The sequence below is a fragment of the Butyrivibrio sp. INlla21 genome, assembly GCF_900116875.1.
Taxonomy (GTDB): Bacteria; Bacillota; Clostridia; order Lachnospirales; family Lachnospiraceae; genus Butyrivibrio.
Genome location: NZ_FPCC01000002.1, coordinates 55,306 through 73,005, shown reverse-complemented (window position 1 = coordinate 73,005; position 17,700 = coordinate 55,306). Strand labels below are relative to the sequence as shown.

Genomic DNA, 17,700 nt, shown 5'->3' with positions numbered 1-17,700 from the left:
AAAGTCACTTAGTCAAGATAGATAGGCCGTGCAAAGTCTAAGATATAACCTCTACCTGATCTTTTATAAGAGAAGTCTCTGCAATCAGTCCAACCCCATCTATTATCAGTAAACTTAGATGTTACCCCAACAAGCTGACAAAGGTCCGCCACAGACGCTTCGCCGTAGCGCTTAACGAGTTCTTCCATCGAAGATATAACTTCCTCTGCTTCGCCTCGTGAGTCAAGCAGTATATTAGAGAAATCGTAGTTAGAAGAAGAACCACCACGATCCACTCTAGAACGGCCACCCACAGAGCGATCAGAGTCATAATAGCTCGAATAAGATACATAACTGCCACCTCTACTTCCGCTGCTCTTTCTACCCCTAGTAGAACCAAAGAGCATCATCTCAATTCCGCCAATAACCACATCTGCTACTGCATTCTTAATACCCGGGATAAGTACATCCCACAAAATATAATTCTTTACGTTCCTTGTATCCTCAGAAAGAAAGGCCTCAGCAGCTTTCTCGCCGAGACCCTTTTCTTTAATTCTTCCATGAGCTACAGGACGTATTTCCTTTTTCTGCTCATCAGCCATCTTTCTTCTCCTCTCCGTTATATGCATCAATTGCATCTTCTACAGCATTAACAGCAAAATCTGCTGCCTTTTTACCAATTAAATATCCAACAGAAAGGCCAGCTATGTTATTACCAAGTCTATGAATAGTTTGGCTTGATCTTGTTGGTGCATAAAATCCAAGAAAATCATTAACTGCAACCATAGAACTTACTGTGATAACAGCCTTTGCTATGATCTTGATAAATCCCTTATTTTTCATAAGATGCCTCCTTTACTCTTCATAATGCGCGTCAGTAATATCAACACCTTTTCTCATACCACCAAAGTAACTAGCAGTGATAATAGCTATTGTGCAAATCCCCTGAACAAGGAGTCCACCGTAGATAATAGCTCTGTTAAACTTCTCGTCGTTCGCGAGTTTCTCATTGTACTTGTTAATTAGATTACCCATTAAAATAGTCTCCTTTCAAAAAATATAAGAGCGCATGTAAACGCTCTCATATTTGGTTTCAATATTCAGTTTTCATTAAGTGTCTCTAAATGAGTCTCACTCTTCAACAGGTGCTTCTGTCTCTACCTCATCAACCTCTGTTTCAAAGTCTTCAACGTCATCAAAGTCCTCATCATCTTCGTTGCCACGAACCTTAGAGATAACCACCAAAGCTGTTCCAGCTATTGCTGCTGCGGCTGCTACGCCACCTGCAATAAACTTAACAGGCTTCGGAACCTTATTTCCAAAATCCTTAACTCTCTCGATAATGTTCTTCTTTTCTGTCATTTCATTATCCTCCATACCTTCGATCTCATTAACAGTTTCAACATTAACATTCTGATTTTTGTGCTTTTTGCTCATATTCGATTCCCTCCTATAGAAATCCAAATTTGTTTATTCCTATAAGAGGATGTGTAATTTTTGCGAGGTTAATTAATATCTCTTGTCGCTGACGCTGCAAGCATTACTCCTCTAGCACATTGAGGGCAGATTACATACCTTCCGGTATATACAGATGGTATGCCAAATATAATCTCCTCATCTCTTGTATGGTTTATATCCTCTTCCTCATAAGAAAACTCGCATCCGCACTCATCACATGTTGTGACAGCCTTTGTCCCCCGCTTAATAATTTTAATCATTGTCATCCTCCCAGAAAATTTATTAATCTTCTTATTATTCTCATTGGCCAGGTTACTATAGTAAACAAGGCATCCGTGACAAAATAGCATTCAAGTCTTGTTGATATGTAGGATTAGCTTTAATTGTATTTGTTATATCAAGCCAATAGATAAATCCAATGGTTAGATACCATAAAAGAAATATAATAACCCCCATAATATTAGTCTCCTATTGACTGAATCTTATTTGCTACTGTTTCGTAGATACTGGTCATAGACTCGATCTGTTCTGTGTACTTATCTGAAAGATCATCAATATCGTTCTTGAGTTTCTGAACGCAAGCATCCCTAGCTTCAATCTTCACTTGGCGCTTGATTTCCTGAATATCAATGTCGTCAATCTTTTTTTTAAGAGTCTTAGCAACATCAGCCTTCTGGAGTTTAAACTCATCTTCTACAACATTCTCGATTTCGGTTGCATACTTTTTAACTACATCTTTTCTAGCATCAGCCATTGCACGCTCAACCTGATACTTAGCTTCTTCTCTAACAGCTTTTTCAACCTGCCTATTTACAAGCTCTGTAGGAATCTCGATCTCTACATCAGATGTAAGCTCTTTAACCGATTTATCAAGTTTAGATGCCACAGTCTTAAGCTTTGACGATACATCAATTGCGTAGATGATAGTTCCAAGGAATCCTAATATAATTCCGCCTGCCAAGATATCACTTTTTGTAATTTGGTTATTACTCATATTTTGTCTCCTTTACTCATCAAATATATTTTTAAAATCTGCTATTTCCTTACTTTTATTTTCGTAATAGTAAGGGTCTATACGCCACGATTTCTCGTATCCACACTCTTTAAGTAAGGATTTAACCGTAGATATCATTTTGTACATTTCTACAACTGAAGAGACAGGCACCACTAGGATGCCCGCCTGTTCAAACGATTCAATGCCGTTTTGCTTCAAGAACTTTATCGCTCTTTCCATTACCTATTAAACCTCCCAGAGAAATCTCCGAAACCATACTTAGGCGACACGTCATAATTAAGCACAAGGCAAGGAATATTATCTCTATCACCAAATGTTGCACCAGTGAATGAGAATGATACATTAAGATTTCCATCTTCCATACAGAAGCCTATATCAGAACCAAGCTTAATATCAGCGAGACCAAGCATTCCATAGAAATCATTTAATGATACATAATACTCATCTCTAAGCTGTTCATTAAGATCATTTACGCATTTTCTGATAAATTCAGGGTCTGAGTAGAAATATCTTCCAGAATAGTCGTCAAGACAAAGTACATTTCCGTGTCCTGTGTGGAATACTGATCCTTCCGTAGGAGGATTGTTTTTAACTTTATCCTCCGCTATTGCGTCGGTTACTGCAGTTGCCTTCTTATCGCCAAGAAGTTCCTTAGCCTTATCTTGATAATCAATAAGTTTCTTCTCTGTAAGGTTATACGCTGCAGTTATAGCCGCAAGCTGTTTTGTTGCTGACTTATAACCTGATACCGCGGACCAGATAGTTGCTGCTCCAATTGCAACAGGAGGGATAACTACCGGTGCCATCTTCTTAACAGTATCAATAGTTACTTCTTTCTTAGCCTCCATAAACTGCTCTTCGTTTAAATCGCTATCTTCCTCTAGTTCCTCGACTCTTCTCTTCTGCTCTTTTAAAATTTCGTTTGCTTTAATGCCAGCATTTGCTGCTGTAATACCTGTAAGTATTACTCCTGTGATAGTGAGACCAAGTTTGATCTCCTTCTGATGCTTCTCCGAAAAGCTCGAAATGAATTCAATCGCCTTTCCGATTTTTCCAGTTCCTTTCATTAATTTGTCTCCTTTCAAATATAATTTGCTTTGCAAAACAAAAAATAAAGAGACCATGTGTCTTGTAGGGAGTCGAACCCTAGATAACCGCTAAAAGCGGCATCGTACCAAACTCAAGAACACAGTGGTTCTCTATGATAGGGTATGTTTTTTTCGCGACCCTAAAATAAAGAGCCTAAGATATGCTCCTAGACTCTCTAAGTGTTTGGATATATAATGCTAATTAGTAGTTTGGATTTAAGACTCTAATTACGTCTACAAAATTTATGTTTAGCTTTTTTGCGATCTCATAGTCCTTTAAGCCATTCATATATTCTCTACGTATTTGGAGTCTTATATCTTTGTGTACTTTTCCCATAGCACTATCCTCCTTTCCTACTATAGGAAGTGTTTAAATTGCGTAAAAAATAGAGACCATGGATTATTCATCCACAGCCCCTAAGTTAGGAGGAGAACCTTTATCTAAAGTTTCGTTTATTATCAAATGCTTTCGAGGTAATAACGTCCTCTTCTTCGAAGTGCATTACATCCTTATTTGTCTTCCTCTGCATCAGAATTCCGAAAAGCGTAACTCCGGCTGTCAGAGCGCCTATTGCAACCTGTGCAATGTTAGTAAGAATCTGACCTTTCTTAGTCTTTACGTCAGCTTCCGCCTTCATATGCTCAGCTTTTGCTTTAAGCATGTCTGATATAGCCTTTGCTTGCCTTTCATAATCCTCTGATCCAGGATCAAGATTTTCAAGGTTTGTAAGTGCATTCTCATATACTTCATCAAATAACTCTTTTTCATTATCCATAAATATAATTCTCCTTTCAAATATTCTCGTCTCCTACTATAAAGCGTGTAAAAACTGCGAATTAAAAATATCTTTCCTCATTAGCTAGCCATATGTCTACATCCACACCTAAAGGTAAGATAACAGTCTCATTACGAGGGGCTTCGTATGAGATGGCCTCAAGAACCTTTTTGCAAGTATCAGTGTCCTGATATGTACCAAGATTAACTTTTAGACCCTCACCATTTAAGCCAGGTTTAAGAACTGCTTTGATGGTGTTAGTCTTAGATTCAATATAAATATAACTGCAAATATTAGCATTTACTGACAGTTTTCCTGTCTGATCCATTATCCAAGCCATTTAATTACCCTCCTTTTTCTTAGACTCATCTTTTTCACACCTCTCGCAGAAATCAGATTTGACCTGATTGTAGGTTTCGAGACTAATCTCTTCAAATCTAGCACTAGATGCCCCAACAGGATTAATCTTAAAGAACTTCTTAGCCTGAAGCATATTTCCGTCTTCTTTCTCTTCCCTGAAATATAATATTCCTACTGTATCGGGGTAGTTTTTATCAAATCCAGGGAAATTCTCTATAAAGCAGGTAAGATGTTCAGGTACATAAGGCATTGATATTGGCTTAATCCCATCCAGTATCATATTTGCCAATGAGAGAAATCTTTTTTTATTTTCATCTTCATCATCAGATTTAGTTAGGATTTTATCGATGTCTTTGATTGCCTGCACCCTAGCAACATCAGAAAAAGTAATAGTTTGATTTGCTATATCAACTATTCTATAAAGAGACTTATGAACTTTATTATTAAATATAATTACAGACTGCTTTTTTCCTCCTCTTTTAGGCGGATTGACACATTCCCAGTCTTTTTCAAAGTCATAGATGGGCTTTAAATCTTCATTCATTCTCACTTCCTCCTAGATGCAATATTTCCCGCGATATTAAAAAGAGCTGCGACTGCAAAGCAGCCCAGCGTCTCATGAATGTCTTTCCCTGCAAATATGCCCATAAATCCGATGATAACAAATAACGCTTCAAGTAAGTAGCTCATACCTTAACCTCCTCTAAACATCCAAGTAGTCTGTTAGTATCCCTTCTTTTTTTGTATTCAGATTTAAAGAAACACTTAAGTACCTGAGCCTTGTATGCCTTTAAGATATTGTCAACTATCTCCTCAACAGATACGCCCTTATAAATCTTCTCGTCAACATCCTTTATAAGTGCCTGATGAGTGAAATCCTTGAAAGAAATATTAAATGAGATACTATTCTCTGACTCGTAGATAACAAATCTAATACTTCCATTCAGTTCATCATAGAGTCTGTTTCTTATCTTCATCGCAAACTCTCTAAGTTCTTCAAAGTTCATTTTTTTCACCCTCCGTTTCCATCGGATTACCAAGTGGATAATAGCTATCTTCGCATTCACCAGGATCAAATCCGTATTCAATGATGTAGTATTGCTCGCCAGTTTCGGGATCTACTTCATCAGACTTTGTAAAGTCAATATCAATCCACACATAACCATCTTCAGCCAAGATGTCGCAGTCCCATTCACAGTACTTGTATTCTTCCGGGAGCTCTATACCAAGGAAGTTATAGAACATCTCAAGAGGAACATTACCGCCAAGAGCGAAATTGCGGTTAAGATAGTACTTTGCCCCAAAGACAGCAAGCTTTGTTGATCTAAATTTAATTTTTGTAAATGGGTCAAAGAATAAACACTCCTCATCCCCGTCTTTAGGGTCAAACTCTGAATAGCTAACTGCGCCACTAGTAGATATACAAGGTGGATTTGATTCTTTTAAAGTCGCCTGCGCCACCGCCTTATCAATCTCTTTTAAAGGCTCTTCGCCAAACCTCTCTACTATCTGCTTTCTGTATTTCTGAACTAGTGCTCCACCCGAAGCCACAGCAGAAGAAAGTAGAGCAACCTGCTTTGCAGTTAGCCTATTGGATGCAATAAGAGCTGTACATGTAAGAATCGTAGATACCAGAGTTGGTATGTAGCATTTCCACGTAGCCTTAACTACTTCCTTTGCATACTGTGGCTTTGTAGTACACAACACCGTTACTTTAGCATTGTCAGCATAAGGCTCTGGGCTATCGTCATCAGCCATCTTGACCTTTATTTCTCCTGTAAGCACTTTCTCAGCCTTCAGCGTATCTCTCGCCGCCATAATTTCAGACACAAAAATACCGGCGATACCAGATATAAATAGTACCGTCGGCATTGCTTCACGTATTTTGTTTTTATTCATTTTTTTCCTCCACCATACATTTATCAAACAATTCGTATATAGTATCAAATGCTTTGTTAAGCCGTTTCAAATCTTTACATGTAAGTGTTTCCGGATACATCTTACGTCCGCTGTTAGATAGAGCAAGTATTTTGTTATCTACCTTGGCAGCTCGATCAAGTAAATCAATTTTTCTCATATTTACACCTCCTCCGAATGAATCAAACGCCATTCCGGATCGTCAAAATATCTCTCATATTCATTACCCGTCTGAGTAAATACGAGTTTTTTGGAACGTTCATTATAGTAAATGCCTTCCATATCCGTAGCCCAGCATTCCCATCCGCTATCGCTAAGCATTGTAACATCATCAGGAATATTATACACTTTAATAATTTTCGCAAACTCACCTATAGTCATTTTTTATACCTCCTTAGACTTATTCACCTGATATCGCAATTTTTCATACGAATTTAAAATATCGACCTCGTTCTCAAGTTCAGTTTTTTCAGAAACATCGGGACGTTCCATGAAGACACCGCAGTCAGGACAAGATATAATCCATTTTCCTGAACTATAGTACCCTGTAACATTTGGACTGCCACACGCTGCACAGGTGATTTTCGGCATATTACTTACCCTGGTTTCAAACTTTGATAAGTCATTATCCATTATTTTTTCTCCTTTTTCTTACAGTCCTATAAAGATATTTCCACCAATATTTTGTCATTGTTCGTCTGTAACACATATACCGAAGAACATCAAATTCGAACTCAGCATTATAATGCATCATCCTGCAAGACGGTGATATTATTCCTAAACTCCGGTATAATGGGTTAGGCTGGTACTCTTTTGGTATTTCAGGTAACTTTTTTACCATGAACCCCTCATCAAAGTTATTTTTCATAGTTTGAAAAATCATACTTCGTATACCCTGCGTCCTTTCTGATATCCTCTACAGTCTTACCTGTGAGCATTGAATACACTTTAACCGCATCCTCACCAGTAATGACCTTCCTGACGTTTACACTAGGATCGCCAAAATATCCACCGCCAGATGTCGAATATACTACAAGTGCTGCCTCATCTGGATACTTATAGTCAAATGAAATTCTTATATTGTTATCGCTTATTCCCATATTATTTATCCTCCATCTCAATAGTCCACCTATCTATACTTCCAAGTCTGTAGTATTCGATATATCTATCATCATGCCCTAATGTAAGAAGACCTGGACCTATGTCATGAACATCAAATTTATTGACATTTATATAACGATGAGACTCACCCTTCCTTGTGTATATTGTTATTTCCATTATTTATCCTCCTTTTCACTAGCAATCTTCTCAAGGCTATCAGCAATAGACGCCAAGCAGTCTACGACCATAGGTAAATATGATATTATATAATACGCCTGTAGATCATCAGGTCGTACATCTTTAGCGTGATTAATAACACTTTTTGTCACTTCTTCTGCCATTTCTACTCTATTCATCATAACTGTATTATGTTTCCTCACTTTCTACTCCCAGTATCTCTTTTCCAAAGTCCGATAACATATTATCTTTAATCTTAATCGGTGGAATATAATCTAAAACAGACTTTTCCCGATAGAACTGAATTGATTTCTCTTTTAAATTTGGAATGTATCCATCAGCATAAAAAGATTTATTGCCGATTACTATTTGTATCATTTCTTATCCTCACTTTCTGCTTTGTATTTGTCGATAATCTGCAAACACTTCATAATCGCTTTATAATATCCTGCGCTTGGTGGATAACCTAGTTTTTCTAATTCTATCTTTGCTCTTATCTTGTCAAGCACCCTTTCTCTTCCGCACTCTCGACACCTGTCAGCAAATTCGGTAACTGTTTCAGTCTTAGTATTCTCCTTTATCAACTCTATAGAAGTTAATTCGTCACAAGTTTTTCTAGCTATGGATTCATCACTAAACCATTGGACATGCTTTCCATTACAAGATAATTGCCATGCAAATGCTAAATTACCATCATTTGTACCTTTGCTTACTGTATATTTTTTAGTCATTCTGTTCTACCTCCGAAAATTTCCCAAACAGTGCTAAATAATTAGTTACCGTGATAAGAGGTACGTAGATAGTATCACTTTTCTTATCTAATACGGCCGGTGCGCCAGCTTGTCCACTAGCGCACATGCCAAGCATCATGTTAATATAACCATAGTCCGGCTGAAGCATATTAAGTTCTAAATCTATTTCTTTAAATCGATCACTCATTTTGTAAGCTCCTTAGTAATCTTCTGCAAATCTTCTAATATCTGCATCTGTACATTTCCGAGTTTATGCATCGTGATGATAATCTCATCAAGCTTATCTATAAGAAGAAGTCCTGCCTCGTTAGATTTACCATCAGGATTATACTTAATAGTAGCCTTAGGCTTTTCTTCTTTTACTTCAGGTATGGGCTCAGGAATAATAAGGTCTACCTTATAAAGTGCTTTAAGTGCAAGAGCATCCACCTTAGCCATTGTGCCTCTCTGCATACAGTTGAAAAACCAAGTATTAGATCTACCGATTGTCTGTGCAAATTCCTGCTGAGTCTTAAACTTTTTGCACAGCTTAGCAAGCTTAGACTTATCAATATAAACTCCTGTAGTTGCTCCTTTTACCTTCTTATCCATTGTGATTGCAGGTCCTGTTACTTTACTCATAATTTTTGTCTCCTTTTCGTTTTCAATATTTGCAATTATTCATCTCTACTGCCTATTCTCGTGCAGCAGCTACTACCAACATATGATGTATAGTCCTCATCATAAAACGGGCATTCACTTTCCATACACGGTGGGAATGTCTCCTTTTGTGATACACATACCGGAGGATGATTACCCATTTCAGCAAATTTAAATTCAATATCTACTCTAAACGGACAAATCATTTAGTATCCTCCTCGTACTTTACAGGCTTTCCATAGGTGTTTACAGATTGTGAAAGGCACTCCCAACAAGGATCAAACTCCTCAGGAAGTGCCTTATGTTTACATGTCTCACAATAGTCCCCAAACTTAACTATTTTCTCAAAGTCAATCATTCTTTATCCTCCTTAATACCCATTAGCACATTCCATTCTTCTTTATGTTCAGCTTTAAAACAAGTAAGAGCTCGGATAAGTAATTGCTTAGGGATTCGTATTTCCTCTTCTGGAGTATAAAGTTCGTCATTACAGTACTTTACAAGCTTTTCAAATATAAATTCGTCTTCATACTCCTGAAAAATCGTCATCTTCTTTTTTATATCTGTAATATAAAACTCAATTGAATCTGGCACCTCTAAATCACAATCGATTGGAGGAAATGCACGTTTTAACACCTCTTTATCAACCATTATTAATCACCTCTCCTTATAATTTCCTTTGCATCCTACGTTTCTTTTTGTAAGTTTACATGTCATGATCTTTTTCTTAAGTATAGGGGAAAATATCATCACATAGTTCTTACACATATCACATTTACTCGCCATCTTTCTTCTCCTTATTTAGCTGATCTTTAAGCTTCTCAATTTCCTTACAGTTGTGCAGCGTAAGTATGCTATTAGCAATAAATGCTATAAATACTGTCCAAAAAGCTGTCTGCGCACTAAACATTTACTTATTCTCCTTTTCTAATTTCTTAATCAAGTCTTTAATTTCATCACATCTTCCAATGTCGATACATCTCTTACATGGAAGACACTGAGCCCTGCATAATATCATTCCTGCAGCGTCTTGCCTCCAGTCGCAAGAGTTGATCGTATTTTTATCATCGCTTCAAACTCTAATTCGTTCATGACTCTCCTTTCATTGAAAGTAAATATTCAAACATATCAATTTGGTGGTATTCATCAGTTTGAGGCATAAAAATAGCACCGGAGTCTTTAACCTTATTCTCCAGTGCTTCCTTGTTCTTTATATTTCTATATACTGCCGCTACTTGCTGAGGTTTCATCTTAAATACCCTTTCGCGCCATCTCATGCCCGGATATTTTTCTAAGATGAATAACCGCATATCGTTAATTGTTGGTTTGCTCATCTCTCCTCCTATCATTAAGAAGTTCACAGACCTGGCTATGTAACTTATCAAGCTCGGCAGGGTCTTCCTCTCCTTTTATCAGTTTGATTATGTCATTTGGTGTTTCTAATACCGTAAAAGATTTAGGATAGGTAGTGGCTATAACAGTATATCGACCAACTAAACTAGAAGAGTCATCACTAACCTTAGTATAAAAATCATCTATGTGGTCTGGGTTAATGTATATAAATCTTCCTGTAAAAGCATCATGTAATTTAATTATTTTCATCTAGTTTCCTCCTTATCTCATTAAAAATCTCTGAACGTGAACACGGCAACCCAAGCTCTTTCTTAAACCAATCTTCCATATATTCTATTGGTAGTTCACCAGAAGCAACTAATTCGTTACATCGTTTGGTCAACAATTCTAAGAACACCTTATTCTCAACACTTATTGATTTAAAATCAACATCTTTAGCATCGAAATCTATAAGTCGCTCACCTTCTGTATCTTGTTTATCTGTTAGCATTTCGCTTATAGCAATCATTGATTCTACGGAATTTCCATAAGCCGCCCAGTGCTTTTCTATTCCTATTATTTCCTCTAACACTTCAATGGCTTTTATAGCCTCGTCAATATCTGCCCCATAACTGCCATTGTGGAATGATTTAAGCTTTTTGAGGCGATCTGTTATGGTTGTATTATTTCTTATCTTTTCTTCTAATCCCATACGGTATAACCTCCCTTAATATTTACACTTACTAATCTTTTTCAATTCCTTCCTGATTGCACAGATATCCTGGTTATAGCGTTGCTTTTCTTTAGGATTGTCTGTGTTCTCCTTTCATTTATCCATTAGTTTCAAAAAATATAAGAGAAGCATTTCTACTCCTCTCATTATCGTGTATGTATTTTTTGCGAATTACATACAAAAAGAGCTCAAGGCTGTGAAACCATGAGCTCCTGAAATATTAAGCCTCGACTAATTTGTTGTCATTCAGAATATAAGGTCTATCCGACAATAACTCTTCAGGCTTTATCGTTGTGTTATTTATTTCTTGAATGATATTAGTCATAACTTCAATATCTCCATACTCGTGAGGTACTATTATCCACTCATGAATTGATGATGGTAACAGCAAGAAGTCCTTACCCACTTTACGTTCTATTTTCTCTTGGATTCCTTCATACAAAACAGCTCCTGCTCCGTAGATACTATCGCTGTTAGTAAGAACAAATAAATCCGACTCATGTTCTAGCATGGGAATAAACTCACCAATATTCTTTATCACTGCAGGCATTGTCTTTTTCATATTATTGCTTGCCACGGAATTTAATTCGTCTACCCCAATTCCCAATTGTTTTAGATGTATTTCATTAAGAGAGATACATGCGTTTTTTATTATGTCCGACACATCAAGTTTAAAATGCTTCTCTAATGTGTTGCATACAGGAACCCTTACAATACTTCGCCTCTTTGAATTAAGCTCTCGATTAACCAAAACATAAATACTTCGTTTCAAGAATTCATCTTTATTACATACAACGTCTCGAATGATATCTGCATCTAGACTATCGGTTGCGTGTTTCTTGATGAATTCCGCAAACTCTTCCGGTTCGATTTCTTCATTATCGCCAACGTTAAATACCGGAGATACGTTGGTATCATTCTTTATAGTAAGAGAGATACATGCAGAGTTATTTTTAGTGTCAGGTGTCAATATTACTTCATAACCATCCTGCTCTAAAATATCTTTAACAATACTTGCATACACGGTTTTATTCATTGTTTAGACTCCTTTCTGCTGAGTTATTCAGCGTAGAATTTGAGTCTCCCACCATCAATATGCCTTTCTTCAGTATTGCCCTCCTGATCAGTCCTTTGATCTGATATCCCGTCAAGTTCTAAAACCATAACTTTTCCGGTAGCGGTTATAAGTATAGTAGTAAGAACGGTTACTAGAACCAGCGTAGATACTATGAATATCTCGTCTCCATGATCTAGTATTACTCTTTTTGTCTTCTCTCTCATTTGATAACTCCTTTCTATGTTTTGGTTAATATAACATCCTTACATCCCATTGGAATCACCCGCCTTTCTTATGGTGCAAAAAGAAAGAGCCTGTGCGGCTCAGTCTTTGTGTTTCTTTGCTTCTGAGTAACCAATTGCTATTCCTGCTATAATAAGTGGCAAGAATATGATCATAAGAACTCCGACAACCGGACCAATAATTGAAAGCGCTATTCCGATAATTACAAGTAATATCGGGATAATAGCTATTCCTATTGCCCAACAAATTGTCTTTAAAATTGCTTTAATCATTTTTTCTATCCTCCTATAAATGTGCATAATATTTAGTTCCTCTATAATAGAGTTTGTAAATTATGCGAAAAAGCTATAGGAGATGTAACCCCTATAACCTTACTTTCTGTTACTTCTTATCGCCCCCGGCAATTAAAAATGTGCCAATAGCAATAAGTAAAATTCCAGCTAGTATTGTCATTTAAGCTTTACCTCCTTATAGTTTTTATTCAAGTTTGTACATTCGCTGTCCATCCTTTCTACTATAAGAAATGTAAAAAATGCGAAAAAAGAAAGAGCTGATGTTACTCAGCCCCTTCCTTAAGCTCTACTATGTTCATAGTTACATATAAAATTATTAAACTCATCAGTACATACATCATAAGTTCATCCTCTTATAAATATAGATTCTCCTATAAGAGGATGTGTAATTTTTGCGAAGATTACCCAAATACAGCAAAAGCAATAAATATAATAGCTACAATTGCTGCAAAAACAATCCATAAAACATTCTCAGTATTTTTCTTTACCGTATCCTGCTTTACCTGTTCAATAGCAATCTCTTTATTTGTATCGAGTTTATGCTTTTCAAGTTCCACCCTTTTGTCAAAGTGTGTATCTTCTTTAAAAACCTGAGTTCCGCAATGAGAGCAGAACGCATACTCCTGACCCTCTGTATCAAAATATACCTGTCCACCACAGCTAGGGCACTTCATTTCCTGGATTGTGTTATTCATTATCTTTTTCCTCCTCATCTTCTCTCTCAAGATATTCAGAAAGCTTTTCAGTAGCTATCTTTTTATCTTCTTTTGTCTTTTTTACATGTTTAATTATTATAGGCGCAAAAAGAGCAGTCAACGTTGTTAATAACCCTATGAGCAATCCTTCTTTTTGACCATCTTTATGAACCTTATCAATATAATTACCCGGCCCACCGGCTTCTTTTGCGTCATGTGTCAAGTTAGCATAATCCCAATCTTTACCCATATAACTATCCTCCTAAGAAATGATAGTTATATGATACGCCTATTTGCGAAAAATAAGAAGAGCTGTTAACCCTTCTTAAATATGTGGTATAGATAATAAATCGACATTCCAATATCAACCATTACAACTATCGGCCAGGCAATTATATGAAATATAATACTTTTCCATGAATATATAGCAAACTCGGCTATATCTTGATTTCTATTGTCTACCGCGCCATTAGTTACGGTATCGAACTCATCGTATCCGAGTTTTTACATATTCTGGTTTTGCTATTATTTGCAAAATTAATCGCCTCCCAATACCAATAATTAAATAAAATAATATAATATTCATTCTTATCTACCTCCTTCTATAATAAGAGGTGTAAACTTTGCGAAAATATAGAGCCTACGTTTCCGTAAGCTCATATACTTTATAACATCTTCATATCACGTAAAATTTCACCTTTATTTCTTCCTGCTTTGTACTCATTTTCAAGATTCAGTTTCTGAGTATTAGATAGGGGTCTCTTTGTGTAATAATGTGTGCCAGTTCTTGGATCGTAGATATCACACTCATTATAACGCGTCTCCTGATTCTGAGAATGTGCTCTGATAGCTGAATTAACTACCCTAAGCACTCCCGGAACCGCAAGACATGCTATAGTAAATGTCTCCATCGGATGATCCTTAACTGTGCGCTTTATATTATATACGCAAGTGTCAACCTTTCCTTTTGCTTTACTCGTGAAATCATGAACCTTCTGTTTAAAAGTTCTGTTATCTACAGTTTCCATAAATGTTCTCCTTTCATCGTAGATACTATGTTTTCTATAATCACCTGTGTAATATATGCGAAAAGAAAAGAGCGCATGAAACGCTCAATTCTTAGTTAAAATCATAACGCCATACTCGTTAAGTAATAACCTTTTAAGTCTGTACTGCTTAGCAAGCAAATCGATTGTTGATACGCATAAGGCCGTTACTCTATCTACATCTTCAATATTTACTTTTTCACCCTCGTGTTTATCAAAAAACTCTTTTGCATTGCCAAGATAGTTATCAATTTCCTCAATAAGTTTTATTAACTCTTCTTTACTAGGCATAACGATTTCCTCCTTTTCTACTATAAGCGTTGTATTATTTGCGAAAAAATAAGAACCCAGGATTAAATCCCGAGCTCTTTGTATTCGTTATAAGCCTCATAGATTTGAGCCTCATTTACCTGCGGCATCCACTCTATATAAGCATCGTAGATATCTGCATTCTTCCGAACTCTCATAGCATTTCTTCTCCTCTCCTTAATATCACGATCAAGATCATCATGAGCAAACTCAATAACTTTTTCTCTATAGTTATCAACATGCTCTACAACAGTCTTGTTCGCCATATTAAGTGCGAATTGTTGTTTTGCTAAAAATACGCTCGGCATCATACATAATGCTGCCCCCGCCAATATAGTTGGTGCACATCTTCTAGATAATTCAATAATTTTCTCAATATCTTTCATAGTCTCATACCTCCTATAAGAGGATATGTAAATATTGCGAAGAAAAAGACCCTGCATTTCTGCAGAGCCTTCGCCTTCGTAGATACTAACCCTTATAAATTCTTCTGAATCGCCGATGCAAACAGCATAACATCGTCATTATCATATGCACTATCCGTATGATAGTTCGTACCCTTAAATATAATTCTGGCGGAATAAGTAGAATCACCACAGTTACAATCAAGATTTATTACATTACCGTCGATATTATACCCTTTAATCGTGCTAAAACCGCCTTCAAATGCTTTTTTACATGCCATGTCTAACATCATATCAAAACCCTCCTTAAAACTTAAATTAAGGGTATTATAACACAAAAAGAAAGAGCGCATGTAGCGCTCAATCTTCATCAAAGTAAAAACCAATTTCTTTCTTGATCTCTTCGATTTCATCACTATCTTTACCAATGATTTCAATCTTACAGATATAATTACCCTCAACGAATCTAGCATAAGCCTTGTGTTCAATCTGATAAGCTACCATATAGCCAATCCATTTAACAAACTCATGATAGTCGTTTGTGCTAATATATCTTTTGATCTCTTCATAATGTTTAGGTTTTGTCATCTTCTAATCCTCCTTAAAATCGTGTTTTTAGCTTCTACTAGAACACATGTTTTTCTTGCGAGAGAATAAAGAAGAATCTCCTATAGCTTTCATAGTACTGATTTTTACCACGAGGTATACTATAAAGCATTTTAAGCTCTGTAAACGATAAGTCTTTTGTAACAGCATTTACTATATAAGTCCATAGTTCTTTGTCTGCTTTCTTTGCGCAATTGATGATCATATCAATCTTTTCTTTAAGCTCAGATTTCTTTGTAACAACGTCTAAAACCGGATCATCATTATTTGCTATCTGACTATCTTCCAATGTGATGACTGAGCTTGACTTTACACCATCATTAAGTCCCCTAAGTTCGTCAATCCACTCATCATACTGCAAGCAATAGTGCTTAAGTTCGTAGAAACGGTGTTTCGAAATGTGATAGTTGTTTTTCTTAGATACTACTGGCCTTACCTTCATGCTGCCCATTTTATTATCCCCTCCTTTTATAAAAATGTCGTTGAGGAAATAATAAAATATAAATTTGTCGTCCGTGTGCCCAAAATATTAATAGGGACGTAGACGACAAACAGTTAACTAAGAAAAACATATATAAATAAAAAGGCCTACGAAAATTCGTAGACCAAAAATTGATATCTCGTTCCAACCTGGGCACCGGTGCCCACCATTAATTTTTCACGTCGTCTAAAAACCGCTTCCTTAGCTGTCCACAGGCTCCATCAATATCCCTGCCCATTTCTCTTCTTATAGTAACATTTATTCGATTTTTTTCAAGTTTATTCTTAAATGCCAATGCCCCGGAACGGTCTGTAGGTCTGTAATCTCGCTCTTTTATGGGGTTAACGGGAATAAGATTAACAACACAATTTATTCCTCTTAACAATTCCGATAATTCCGCTGCGTCTTCATCGGTGTCATTGACGCCCGAAACAAGCGAATATTCAAAGGTAAGCTGCCTTCCTGTCTTGTCAAAATAGGTCTTGCAGGCATCGAGTACCTCATGTATCTCGTATTTATTGGCGATCGGCATAAGCTCTTTTCTCTTATCGTTGTTGGAAGCGTGAAGTGAAAGAGCCAGATTTATGGAAAGCTTCTTGTCGGCAAGTTCCAGGATTTTGGGAACTATACCGCAGGTAGAAACCGTGAGGTTACGCTGCCCCAGGTTCATTCCGTGCTCATCTGACAAAAGCTCTATGAATTTAAGAAGGTTGTCGTAGTTATCAAGCGGCTCTCCGCTACCCATGACAACAACTCGGGATATCTTTTCTCCGAGATATTCGGATATTGAATAGATCTGATCCAGCATCTCCGAGGGCAAAAGATTCCTCTCAACGCCATCGATCGTAGAAGCACAGAATCTGCAGCCCATTCGGCATCCTACCTGAGAAGAGATGCACACGCTGTTTCCGAATTTGTACTTCATAAAAACGCTCTCTATAACGTTGCCGTCATAGAGGCCAAAAAGAAATTTCTTGGTATCGTCAATGTGAGATTCCTGAACCTGCACCACCTCAAGGCTTGTGTAGCTGCATTTCTCGGAAAGCTTCTCTTTAAGTGTCTTGGGTATGTTCTTCATCTCATCGTAATTTCTTGCTCTCTTGACATGCATCCAGTCATAGAGCTGCTTCGCCCTAAATGCGGGCTCACCGATATCCTTGATGAAAGCCGTGAGTTCATCAAGGTTAAGGGATTTAATGTCTGTTTTGTTGTCTTGACCTAATATATATTCACTCATAA

At 36.8% G+C, this 17,700-nt stretch carries 43 protein-coding genes; all 43 read right to left on the bottom strand.

The genetic code is table 11. The features are described 5' to 3' along the window. Positions 1-8 precede the first annotated feature (8 nt). The 43 genes from BM377_RS00460 to rlmN all read right to left on the bottom strand — a co-directional run bounded on the left by BM377_RS00460 (position 9) and on the right by rlmN (position 17,698). Positions 9-581, bottom strand: a complete 573-nt coding sequence (locus tag BM377_RS00460) for a hypothetical protein (RefSeq protein WP_092242031.1) — start codon at positions 579-581, stop codon at positions 9-11. Then, positions 574-822: a hypothetical protein gene (locus tag BM377_RS00455; RefSeq protein ID WP_092242028.1), complete on the bottom strand. Its 249-nt coding sequence runs from the start codon at positions 820-822 to the stop codon at positions 574-576. The genes BM377_RS00460 and BM377_RS00455 overlap by 8 nt, the downstream gene beginning before the upstream one ends. 12 nt (positions 823-834) lie before the next feature. Beyond that, complete coding sequence (locus BM377_RS00450; protein WP_092242025.1) at positions 835-1,014, bottom strand: hypothetical protein; 180 nt, start codon at positions 1,012-1,014, stop codon at positions 835-837. Positions 1,015-1,110: 96 nt separating this feature from the next. Further along, on the bottom strand, positions 1,111-1,416 hold the full coding sequence (locus BM377_RS00445) for a hypothetical protein (protein ID WP_092242022.1): 306 nt from the start codon (positions 1,414-1,416) through the stop codon (positions 1,111-1,113). A gap of 68 nt (positions 1,417-1,484) precedes the next feature. Beyond that, on the bottom strand, positions 1,485-1,697 hold the full coding sequence (locus BM377_RS00440; protein WP_092242019.1) for a hypothetical protein: 213 nt from the start codon (positions 1,695-1,697) through the stop codon (positions 1,485-1,487). 200 nt (positions 1,698-1,897) lie between these two features. Next, positions 1,898-2,431, bottom strand: coding sequence for a hypothetical protein (locus tag BM377_RS00435; RefSeq protein WP_092242016.1), 534 nt, complete (start codon positions 2,429-2,431; stop codon positions 1,898-1,900). A gap of 12 nt (positions 2,432-2,443) precedes the next feature. Further along, complete coding sequence (locus BM377_RS00430; RefSeq protein WP_092242013.1) at positions 2,444-2,671, bottom strand: hypothetical protein; 228 nt, start codon at positions 2,669-2,671, stop codon at positions 2,444-2,446. Beyond that, positions 2,671-3,519, bottom strand: a complete 849-nt coding sequence (locus BM377_RS00425; RefSeq protein WP_092242010.1) for a DUF6353 family protein — start codon at positions 3,517-3,519, stop codon at positions 2,671-2,673. The genes BM377_RS00430 and BM377_RS00425 overlap by 1 nt, the downstream gene beginning before the upstream one ends. A gap of 223 nt (positions 3,520-3,742) precedes the next feature. Next, the gene (locus BM377_RS16605) at positions 3,743-3,877 is read right to left on the bottom strand and encodes a hypothetical protein (RefSeq protein ID WP_278289924.1); all 135 of its coding nucleotides are present in this window, start codon (positions 3,875-3,877) and stop codon (positions 3,743-3,745) included. Positions 3,878-3,977: 100 nt separating this feature from the next. Continuing rightward, positions 3,978-4,316 carry a hypothetical protein gene (locus tag BM377_RS00420; RefSeq protein WP_092242007.1) on the bottom strand — a complete coding sequence of 113 codons (339 nt, stop codon included), beginning with the start codon at positions 4,314-4,316 and terminating at the stop codon, positions 3,978-3,980. Positions 4,317-4,377: 61 nt separating this feature from the next. Further along, complete coding sequence (locus BM377_RS00415) at positions 4,378-4,656, bottom strand: hypothetical protein (protein WP_092242004.1); 279 nt, start codon at positions 4,654-4,656, stop codon at positions 4,378-4,380. Beyond that, on the bottom strand, positions 4,657-5,220 hold the full coding sequence (locus tag BM377_RS00410) for a hypothetical protein (protein ID WP_092242001.1): 564 nt from the start codon (positions 5,218-5,220) through the stop codon (positions 4,657-4,659). Between the two features lie 2 nt (positions 5,221-5,222). Then, positions 5,223-5,366 carry a hypothetical protein gene (locus BM377_RS16205; RefSeq protein WP_177223748.1) on the bottom strand — a complete coding sequence of 48 codons (144 nt, stop codon included), beginning with the start codon at positions 5,364-5,366 and terminating at the stop codon, positions 5,223-5,225. Next, positions 5,363-5,683 carry a hypothetical protein gene (locus BM377_RS00405; protein ID WP_092241998.1) on the bottom strand — a complete coding sequence of 107 codons (321 nt, stop codon included), beginning with the start codon at positions 5,681-5,683 and terminating at the stop codon, positions 5,363-5,365. Before BM377_RS00405 ends, BM377_RS16205 begins: the two co-directional genes overlap by 4 nt. Beyond that, entirely contained in the window at positions 5,673-6,575 is a 903-nt protein-coding gene (locus BM377_RS00400) for a DUF6353 family protein (RefSeq protein WP_092241995.1), read from the bottom strand. The genes BM377_RS00405 and BM377_RS00400 overlap by 11 nt, the downstream gene beginning before the upstream one ends. Beyond that, positions 6,568-6,753: a hypothetical protein gene (locus BM377_RS00395; RefSeq protein ID WP_092241992.1), complete on the bottom strand. Its 186-nt coding sequence runs from the start codon at positions 6,751-6,753 to the stop codon at positions 6,568-6,570. Before BM377_RS00395 ends, BM377_RS00400 begins: the two co-directional genes overlap by 8 nt. A 2-nt stretch (positions 6,754-6,755) precedes the next feature. Further along, a complete protein-coding gene (locus tag BM377_RS00390) occupies positions 6,756-6,974 on the bottom strand; it encodes a hypothetical protein (RefSeq protein ID WP_092241989.1) in 219 nt (72 codons plus the stop codon). 3 nt (positions 6,975-6,977) lie between these two features. Further along, a complete protein-coding gene (locus BM377_RS00385) occupies positions 6,978-7,226 on the bottom strand; it encodes a hypothetical protein (RefSeq protein ID WP_092241986.1) in 249 nt (82 codons plus the stop codon). Between the two features lie 224 nt (positions 7,227-7,450). Further along, positions 7,451-7,693, bottom strand: coding sequence for a hypothetical protein (locus BM377_RS00375; RefSeq protein WP_092241980.1), 243 nt, complete (start codon positions 7,691-7,693; stop codon positions 7,451-7,453). A gap of 1 nt (position 7,694) precedes the next feature. After that, positions 7,695-7,871 (bottom strand): hypothetical protein, encoded by a 177-nt coding sequence (locus BM377_RS16200; protein ID WP_177223747.1) that lies wholly within the window; start codon positions 7,869-7,871, stop codon positions 7,695-7,697. After that, positions 7,871-8,035 (bottom strand): hypothetical protein, encoded by a 165-nt coding sequence (locus tag BM377_RS16195; RefSeq protein ID WP_177223746.1) that lies wholly within the window; start codon positions 8,033-8,035, stop codon positions 7,871-7,873. The genes BM377_RS16200 and BM377_RS16195 overlap by 1 nt, the downstream gene beginning before the upstream one ends. Positions 8,036-8,060: 25 nt before the next feature. Then, positions 8,061-8,249, bottom strand: coding sequence for a hypothetical protein (locus BM377_RS00365; RefSeq protein WP_092241974.1), 189 nt, complete (start codon positions 8,247-8,249; stop codon positions 8,061-8,063). Continuing rightward, positions 8,246-8,602 carry a hypothetical protein gene (locus tag BM377_RS00360; RefSeq protein WP_092241964.1) on the bottom strand — a complete coding sequence of 119 codons (357 nt, stop codon included), beginning with the start codon at positions 8,600-8,602 and terminating at the stop codon, positions 8,246-8,248. Before BM377_RS00360 ends, BM377_RS00365 begins: the two co-directional genes overlap by 4 nt. Beyond that, positions 8,595-8,810, bottom strand: coding sequence for a hypothetical protein (locus BM377_RS00355; RefSeq protein WP_092241961.1), 216 nt, complete (start codon positions 8,808-8,810; stop codon positions 8,595-8,597). The genes BM377_RS00360 and BM377_RS00355 overlap by 8 nt, the downstream gene beginning before the upstream one ends. Next, the gene (locus tag BM377_RS00350) at positions 8,807-9,244 is read right to left on the bottom strand and encodes a hypothetical protein (protein WP_092241959.1); all 438 of its coding nucleotides are present in this window, start codon (positions 9,242-9,244) and stop codon (positions 8,807-8,809) included. Before BM377_RS00350 ends, BM377_RS00355 begins: the two co-directional genes overlap by 4 nt. 220 nt (positions 9,245-9,464) lie before the next feature. Then, the gene (locus tag BM377_RS16190) at positions 9,465-9,620 is read right to left on the bottom strand and encodes a hypothetical protein (protein WP_177223745.1); all 156 of its coding nucleotides are present in this window, start codon (positions 9,618-9,620) and stop codon (positions 9,465-9,467) included. Further along, positions 9,617-9,913, bottom strand: coding sequence for a hypothetical protein (locus tag BM377_RS00340; protein WP_092241954.1), 297 nt, complete (start codon positions 9,911-9,913; stop codon positions 9,617-9,619). The genes BM377_RS16190 and BM377_RS00340 overlap by 4 nt, the downstream gene beginning before the upstream one ends. Before the next feature lie 124 nt (positions 9,914-10,037). Continuing rightward, on the bottom strand, positions 10,038-10,172 hold the full coding sequence (locus BM377_RS16600; RefSeq protein ID WP_278289923.1) for a hypothetical protein: 135 nt from the start codon (positions 10,170-10,172) through the stop codon (positions 10,038-10,040). 178 nt (positions 10,173-10,350) lie between these two features. Then, positions 10,351-10,596: a hypothetical protein gene (locus BM377_RS00335; RefSeq protein WP_092241951.1), complete on the bottom strand. Its 246-nt coding sequence runs from the start codon at positions 10,594-10,596 to the stop codon at positions 10,351-10,353. Further along, positions 10,577-10,864 carry a hypothetical protein gene (locus BM377_RS00330; RefSeq protein ID WP_092241948.1) on the bottom strand — a complete coding sequence of 96 codons (288 nt, stop codon included), beginning with the start codon at positions 10,862-10,864 and terminating at the stop codon, positions 10,577-10,579. The genes BM377_RS00335 and BM377_RS00330 overlap by 20 nt, the downstream gene beginning before the upstream one ends. After that, complete coding sequence (locus BM377_RS00325) at positions 10,851-11,306, bottom strand: hypothetical protein (protein WP_092241945.1); 456 nt, start codon at positions 11,304-11,306, stop codon at positions 10,851-10,853. The genes BM377_RS00330 and BM377_RS00325 overlap by 14 nt, the downstream gene beginning before the upstream one ends. Before the next feature lie 241 nt (positions 11,307-11,547). Further along, the gene (locus BM377_RS00320; protein ID WP_092241943.1) at positions 11,548-12,363 is read right to left on the bottom strand and encodes a DUF5688 family protein; all 816 of its coding nucleotides are present in this window, start codon (positions 12,361-12,363) and stop codon (positions 11,548-11,550) included. A gap of 23 nt (positions 12,364-12,386) precedes the next feature. Continuing rightward, positions 12,387-12,608 (bottom strand): hypothetical protein, encoded by a 222-nt coding sequence (locus BM377_RS00315; protein WP_092241940.1) that lies wholly within the window; start codon positions 12,606-12,608, stop codon positions 12,387-12,389. A gap of 99 nt (positions 12,609-12,707) precedes the next feature. Further along, a complete protein-coding gene (locus BM377_RS00310) occupies positions 12,708-12,899 on the bottom strand; it encodes a hypothetical protein (RefSeq protein WP_092241937.1) in 192 nt (63 codons plus the stop codon). A gap of 422 nt (positions 12,900-13,321) precedes the next feature. Next, positions 13,322-13,615, bottom strand: coding sequence for a TFIIB-type zinc ribbon-containing protein (locus tag BM377_RS00305; protein WP_092241934.1), 294 nt, complete (start codon positions 13,613-13,615; stop codon positions 13,322-13,324). Then, a complete protein-coding gene (locus tag BM377_RS00300) occupies positions 13,608-13,865 on the bottom strand; it encodes a hypothetical protein (protein ID WP_092241931.1) in 258 nt (85 codons plus the stop codon). Before BM377_RS00300 ends, BM377_RS00305 begins: the two co-directional genes overlap by 8 nt. 415 nt (positions 13,866-14,280) lie before the next feature. After that, a complete protein-coding gene (locus BM377_RS00295) occupies positions 14,281-14,643 on the bottom strand; it encodes a hypothetical protein (RefSeq protein ID WP_092241929.1) in 363 nt (120 codons plus the stop codon). 84 nt (positions 14,644-14,727) lie between these two features. After that, entirely contained in the window at positions 14,728-14,952 is a 225-nt protein-coding gene (locus BM377_RS00290; RefSeq protein WP_092241928.1) for a hypothetical protein, read from the bottom strand. A gap of 62 nt (positions 14,953-15,014) precedes the next feature. Next, a complete protein-coding gene (locus tag BM377_RS00285; protein ID WP_092241927.1) occupies positions 15,015-15,356 on the bottom strand; it encodes a hypothetical protein in 342 nt (113 codons plus the stop codon). A 92-nt stretch (positions 15,357-15,448) separates the two neighbouring features. After that, positions 15,449-15,667, bottom strand: coding sequence for a hypothetical protein (locus BM377_RS00280; RefSeq protein WP_092241926.1), 219 nt, complete (start codon positions 15,665-15,667; stop codon positions 15,449-15,451). Between the two features lie 67 nt (positions 15,668-15,734). Next, positions 15,735-15,962, bottom strand: coding sequence for a hypothetical protein (locus BM377_RS00275; protein ID WP_092241925.1), 228 nt, complete (start codon positions 15,960-15,962; stop codon positions 15,735-15,737). Between the two features lie 37 nt (positions 15,963-15,999). Beyond that, a complete protein-coding gene (locus BM377_RS00270; RefSeq protein ID WP_092241924.1) occupies positions 16,000-16,431 on the bottom strand; it encodes a hypothetical protein in 432 nt (143 codons plus the stop codon). Between the two features lie 199 nt (positions 16,432-16,630). Continuing rightward, a complete protein-coding gene (gene rlmN, locus BM377_RS00265) occupies positions 16,631-17,698 on the bottom strand; it encodes a dual-specificity RNA methyltransferase RlmN (protein ID WP_092241921.1) in 1,068 nt (355 codons plus the stop codon). Positions 17,699-17,700: the final 2 nt, after the last annotated feature.

Excerpts from the sequence above, each read along its gene's own strand:
- BM377_RS00460 (WP_092242031.1), bottom strand. The coding sequence starts at position 581 with ATGGCTGATGAGCAGAAAAAGGAAATACGTCCTGTAGCTCATGGAAGA.
- BM377_RS00455 (WP_092242028.1), bottom strand. The coding sequence starts at position 822 with ATGAAAAATAAGGGATTTATCAAGATCATAGCAAAGGCTGTTATCACA.
- BM377_RS00450 (WP_092242025.1), bottom strand. The coding sequence starts at position 1,014 with ATGGGTAATCTAATTAACAAGTACAATGAGAAACTCGCGAACGACGAG.
- BM377_RS00445 (WP_092242022.1), bottom strand. The coding sequence starts at position 1,416 with ATGAGCAAAAAGCACAAAAATCAGAATGTTAATGTTGAAACTGTTAAT.
- BM377_RS00440 (WP_092242019.1), bottom strand. The coding sequence starts at position 1,697 with ATGATTAAAATTATTAAGCGGGGGACAAAGGCTGTCACAACATGTGAT.
- BM377_RS00435 (WP_092242016.1), bottom strand. The coding sequence starts at position 2,431 with ATGAGTAATAACCAAATTACAAAAAGTGATATCTTGGCAGGCGGAATT.
- BM377_RS00430 (WP_092242013.1), bottom strand. The coding sequence starts at position 2,671 with ATGGAAAGAGCGATAAAGTTCTTGAAGCAAAACGGCATTGAATCGTTT.
- BM377_RS00425 (WP_092242010.1), bottom strand. The coding sequence starts at position 3,519 with ATGAAAGGAACTGGAAAAATCGGAAAGGCGATTGAATTCATTTCGAGC.
- BM377_RS16605 (WP_278289924.1), bottom strand. The coding sequence starts at position 3,877 with ATGGGAAAAGTACACAAAGATATAAGACTCCAAATACGTAGAGAATAT.
- BM377_RS00420 (WP_092242007.1), bottom strand. The coding sequence starts at position 4,316 with ATGGATAATGAAAAAGAGTTATTTGATGAAGTATATGAGAATGCACTT.
- BM377_RS00415 (WP_092242004.1), bottom strand. The coding sequence starts at position 4,656 with ATGGCTTGGATAATGGATCAGACAGGAAAACTGTCAGTAAATGCTAAT.
- BM377_RS00410 (WP_092242001.1), bottom strand. The coding sequence starts at position 5,220 with ATGAATGAAGATTTAAAGCCCATCTATGACTTTGAAAAAGACTGGGAA.
- BM377_RS16205 (WP_177223748.1), bottom strand. The coding sequence starts at position 5,366 with ATGAGCTACTTACTTGAAGCGTTATTTGTTATCATCGGATTTATGGGC.
- BM377_RS00405 (WP_092241998.1), bottom strand. The coding sequence starts at position 5,683 with ATGAACTTTGAAGAACTTAGAGAGTTTGCGATGAAGATAAGAAACAGA.
- BM377_RS00400 (WP_092241995.1), bottom strand. The coding sequence starts at position 6,575 with ATGAATAAAAACAAAATACGTGAAGCAATGCCGACGGTACTATTTATA.
- BM377_RS00395 (WP_092241992.1), bottom strand. The coding sequence starts at position 6,753 with ATGAGAAAAATTGATTTACTTGATCGAGCTGCCAAGGTAGATAACAAA.
- BM377_RS00390 (WP_092241989.1), bottom strand. The coding sequence starts at position 6,974 with ATGACTATAGGTGAGTTTGCGAAAATTATTAAAGTGTATAATATTCCT.
- BM377_RS00385 (WP_092241986.1), bottom strand. The coding sequence starts at position 7,226 with ATGGATAATGACTTATCAAAGTTTGAAACCAGGGTAAGTAATATGCCG.
- BM377_RS00375 (WP_092241980.1), bottom strand. The coding sequence starts at position 7,693 with ATGGGAATAAGCGATAACAATATAAGAATTTCATTTGACTATAAGTAT.
- BM377_RS16200 (WP_177223747.1), bottom strand. The coding sequence starts at position 7,871 with ATGGAAATAACAATATACACAAGGAAGGGTGAGTCTCATCGTTATATA.
- BM377_RS16195 (WP_177223746.1), bottom strand. The coding sequence starts at position 8,035 with ATGGCAGAAGAAGTGACAAAAAGTGTTATTAATCACGCTAAAGATGTA.
- BM377_RS00365 (WP_092241974.1), bottom strand. The coding sequence starts at position 8,249 with ATGATACAAATAGTAATCGGCAATAAATCTTTTTATGCTGATGGATAC.
- BM377_RS00360 (WP_092241964.1), bottom strand. The coding sequence starts at position 8,602 with ATGACTAAAAAATATACAGTAAGCAAAGGTACAAATGATGGTAATTTA.
- BM377_RS00355 (WP_092241961.1), bottom strand. The coding sequence starts at position 8,810 with ATGAGTGATCGATTTAAAGAAATAGATTTAGAACTTAATATGCTTCAG.
- BM377_RS00350 (WP_092241959.1), bottom strand. The coding sequence starts at position 9,244 with ATGAGTAAAGTAACAGGACCTGCAATCACAATGGATAAGAAGGTAAAA.
- BM377_RS16190 (WP_177223745.1), bottom strand. The coding sequence starts at position 9,620 with ATGATTGACTTTGAGAAAATAGTTAAGTTTGGGGACTATTGTGAGACA.
- BM377_RS00340 (WP_092241954.1), bottom strand. The coding sequence starts at position 9,913 with ATGGTTGATAAAGAGGTGTTAAAACGTGCATTTCCTCCAATCGATTGT.
- BM377_RS16600 (WP_278289923.1), bottom strand. The coding sequence starts at position 10,172 with ATGTTTAGTGCGCAGACAGCTTTTTGGACAGTATTTATAGCATTTATT.
- BM377_RS00335 (WP_092241951.1), bottom strand. The coding sequence starts at position 10,596 with ATGAGCAAACCAACAATTAACGATATGCGGTTATTCATCTTAGAAAAA.
- BM377_RS00330 (WP_092241948.1), bottom strand. The coding sequence starts at position 10,864 with ATGAAAATAATTAAATTACATGATGCTTTTACAGGAAGATTTATATAC.
- BM377_RS00325 (WP_092241945.1), bottom strand. The coding sequence starts at position 11,306 with ATGGGATTAGAAGAAAAGATAAGAAATAATACAACCATAACAGATCGC.
- BM377_RS00320 (WP_092241943.1), bottom strand. The coding sequence starts at position 12,363 with ATGAATAAAACCGTGTATGCAAGTATTGTTAAAGATATTTTAGAGCAG.
- BM377_RS00315 (WP_092241940.1), bottom strand. The coding sequence starts at position 12,608 with ATGAGAGAGAAGACAAAAAGAGTAATACTAGATCATGGAGACGAGATA.
- BM377_RS00310 (WP_092241937.1), bottom strand. The coding sequence starts at position 12,899 with ATGATTAAAGCAATTTTAAAGACAATTTGTTGGGCAATAGGAATAGCT.
- BM377_RS00305 (WP_092241934.1), bottom strand. The coding sequence starts at position 13,615 with ATGAATAACACAATCCAGGAAATGAAGTGCCCTAGCTGTGGTGGACAG.
- BM377_RS00300 (WP_092241931.1), bottom strand. The coding sequence starts at position 13,865 with ATGGGTAAAGATTGGGATTATGCTAACTTGACACATGACGCAAAAGAA.
- BM377_RS00295 (WP_092241929.1), bottom strand. The coding sequence starts at position 14,643 with ATGGAAACTGTAGATAACAGAACTTTTAAACAGAAGGTTCATGATTTC.
- BM377_RS00290 (WP_092241928.1), bottom strand. The coding sequence starts at position 14,952 with ATGCCTAGTAAAGAAGAGTTAATAAAACTTATTGAGGAAATTGATAAC.
- BM377_RS00285 (WP_092241927.1), bottom strand. The coding sequence starts at position 15,356 with ATGAAAGATATTGAGAAAATTATTGAATTATCTAGAAGATGTGCACCA.
- BM377_RS00280 (WP_092241926.1), bottom strand. The coding sequence starts at position 15,667 with ATGATGTTAGACATGGCATGTAAAAAAGCATTTGAAGGCGGTTTTAGC.
- BM377_RS00275 (WP_092241925.1), bottom strand. The coding sequence starts at position 15,962 with ATGACAAAACCTAAACATTATGAAGAGATCAAAAGATATATTAGCACA.
- BM377_RS00270 (WP_092241924.1), bottom strand. The coding sequence starts at position 16,431 with ATGGGCAGCATGAAGGTAAGGCCAGTAGTATCTAAGAAAAACAACTAT.
- rlmN (WP_092241921.1), bottom strand. The coding sequence starts at position 17,698 with ATGAGTGAATATATATTAGGTCAAGACAACAAAACAGACATTAAATCC.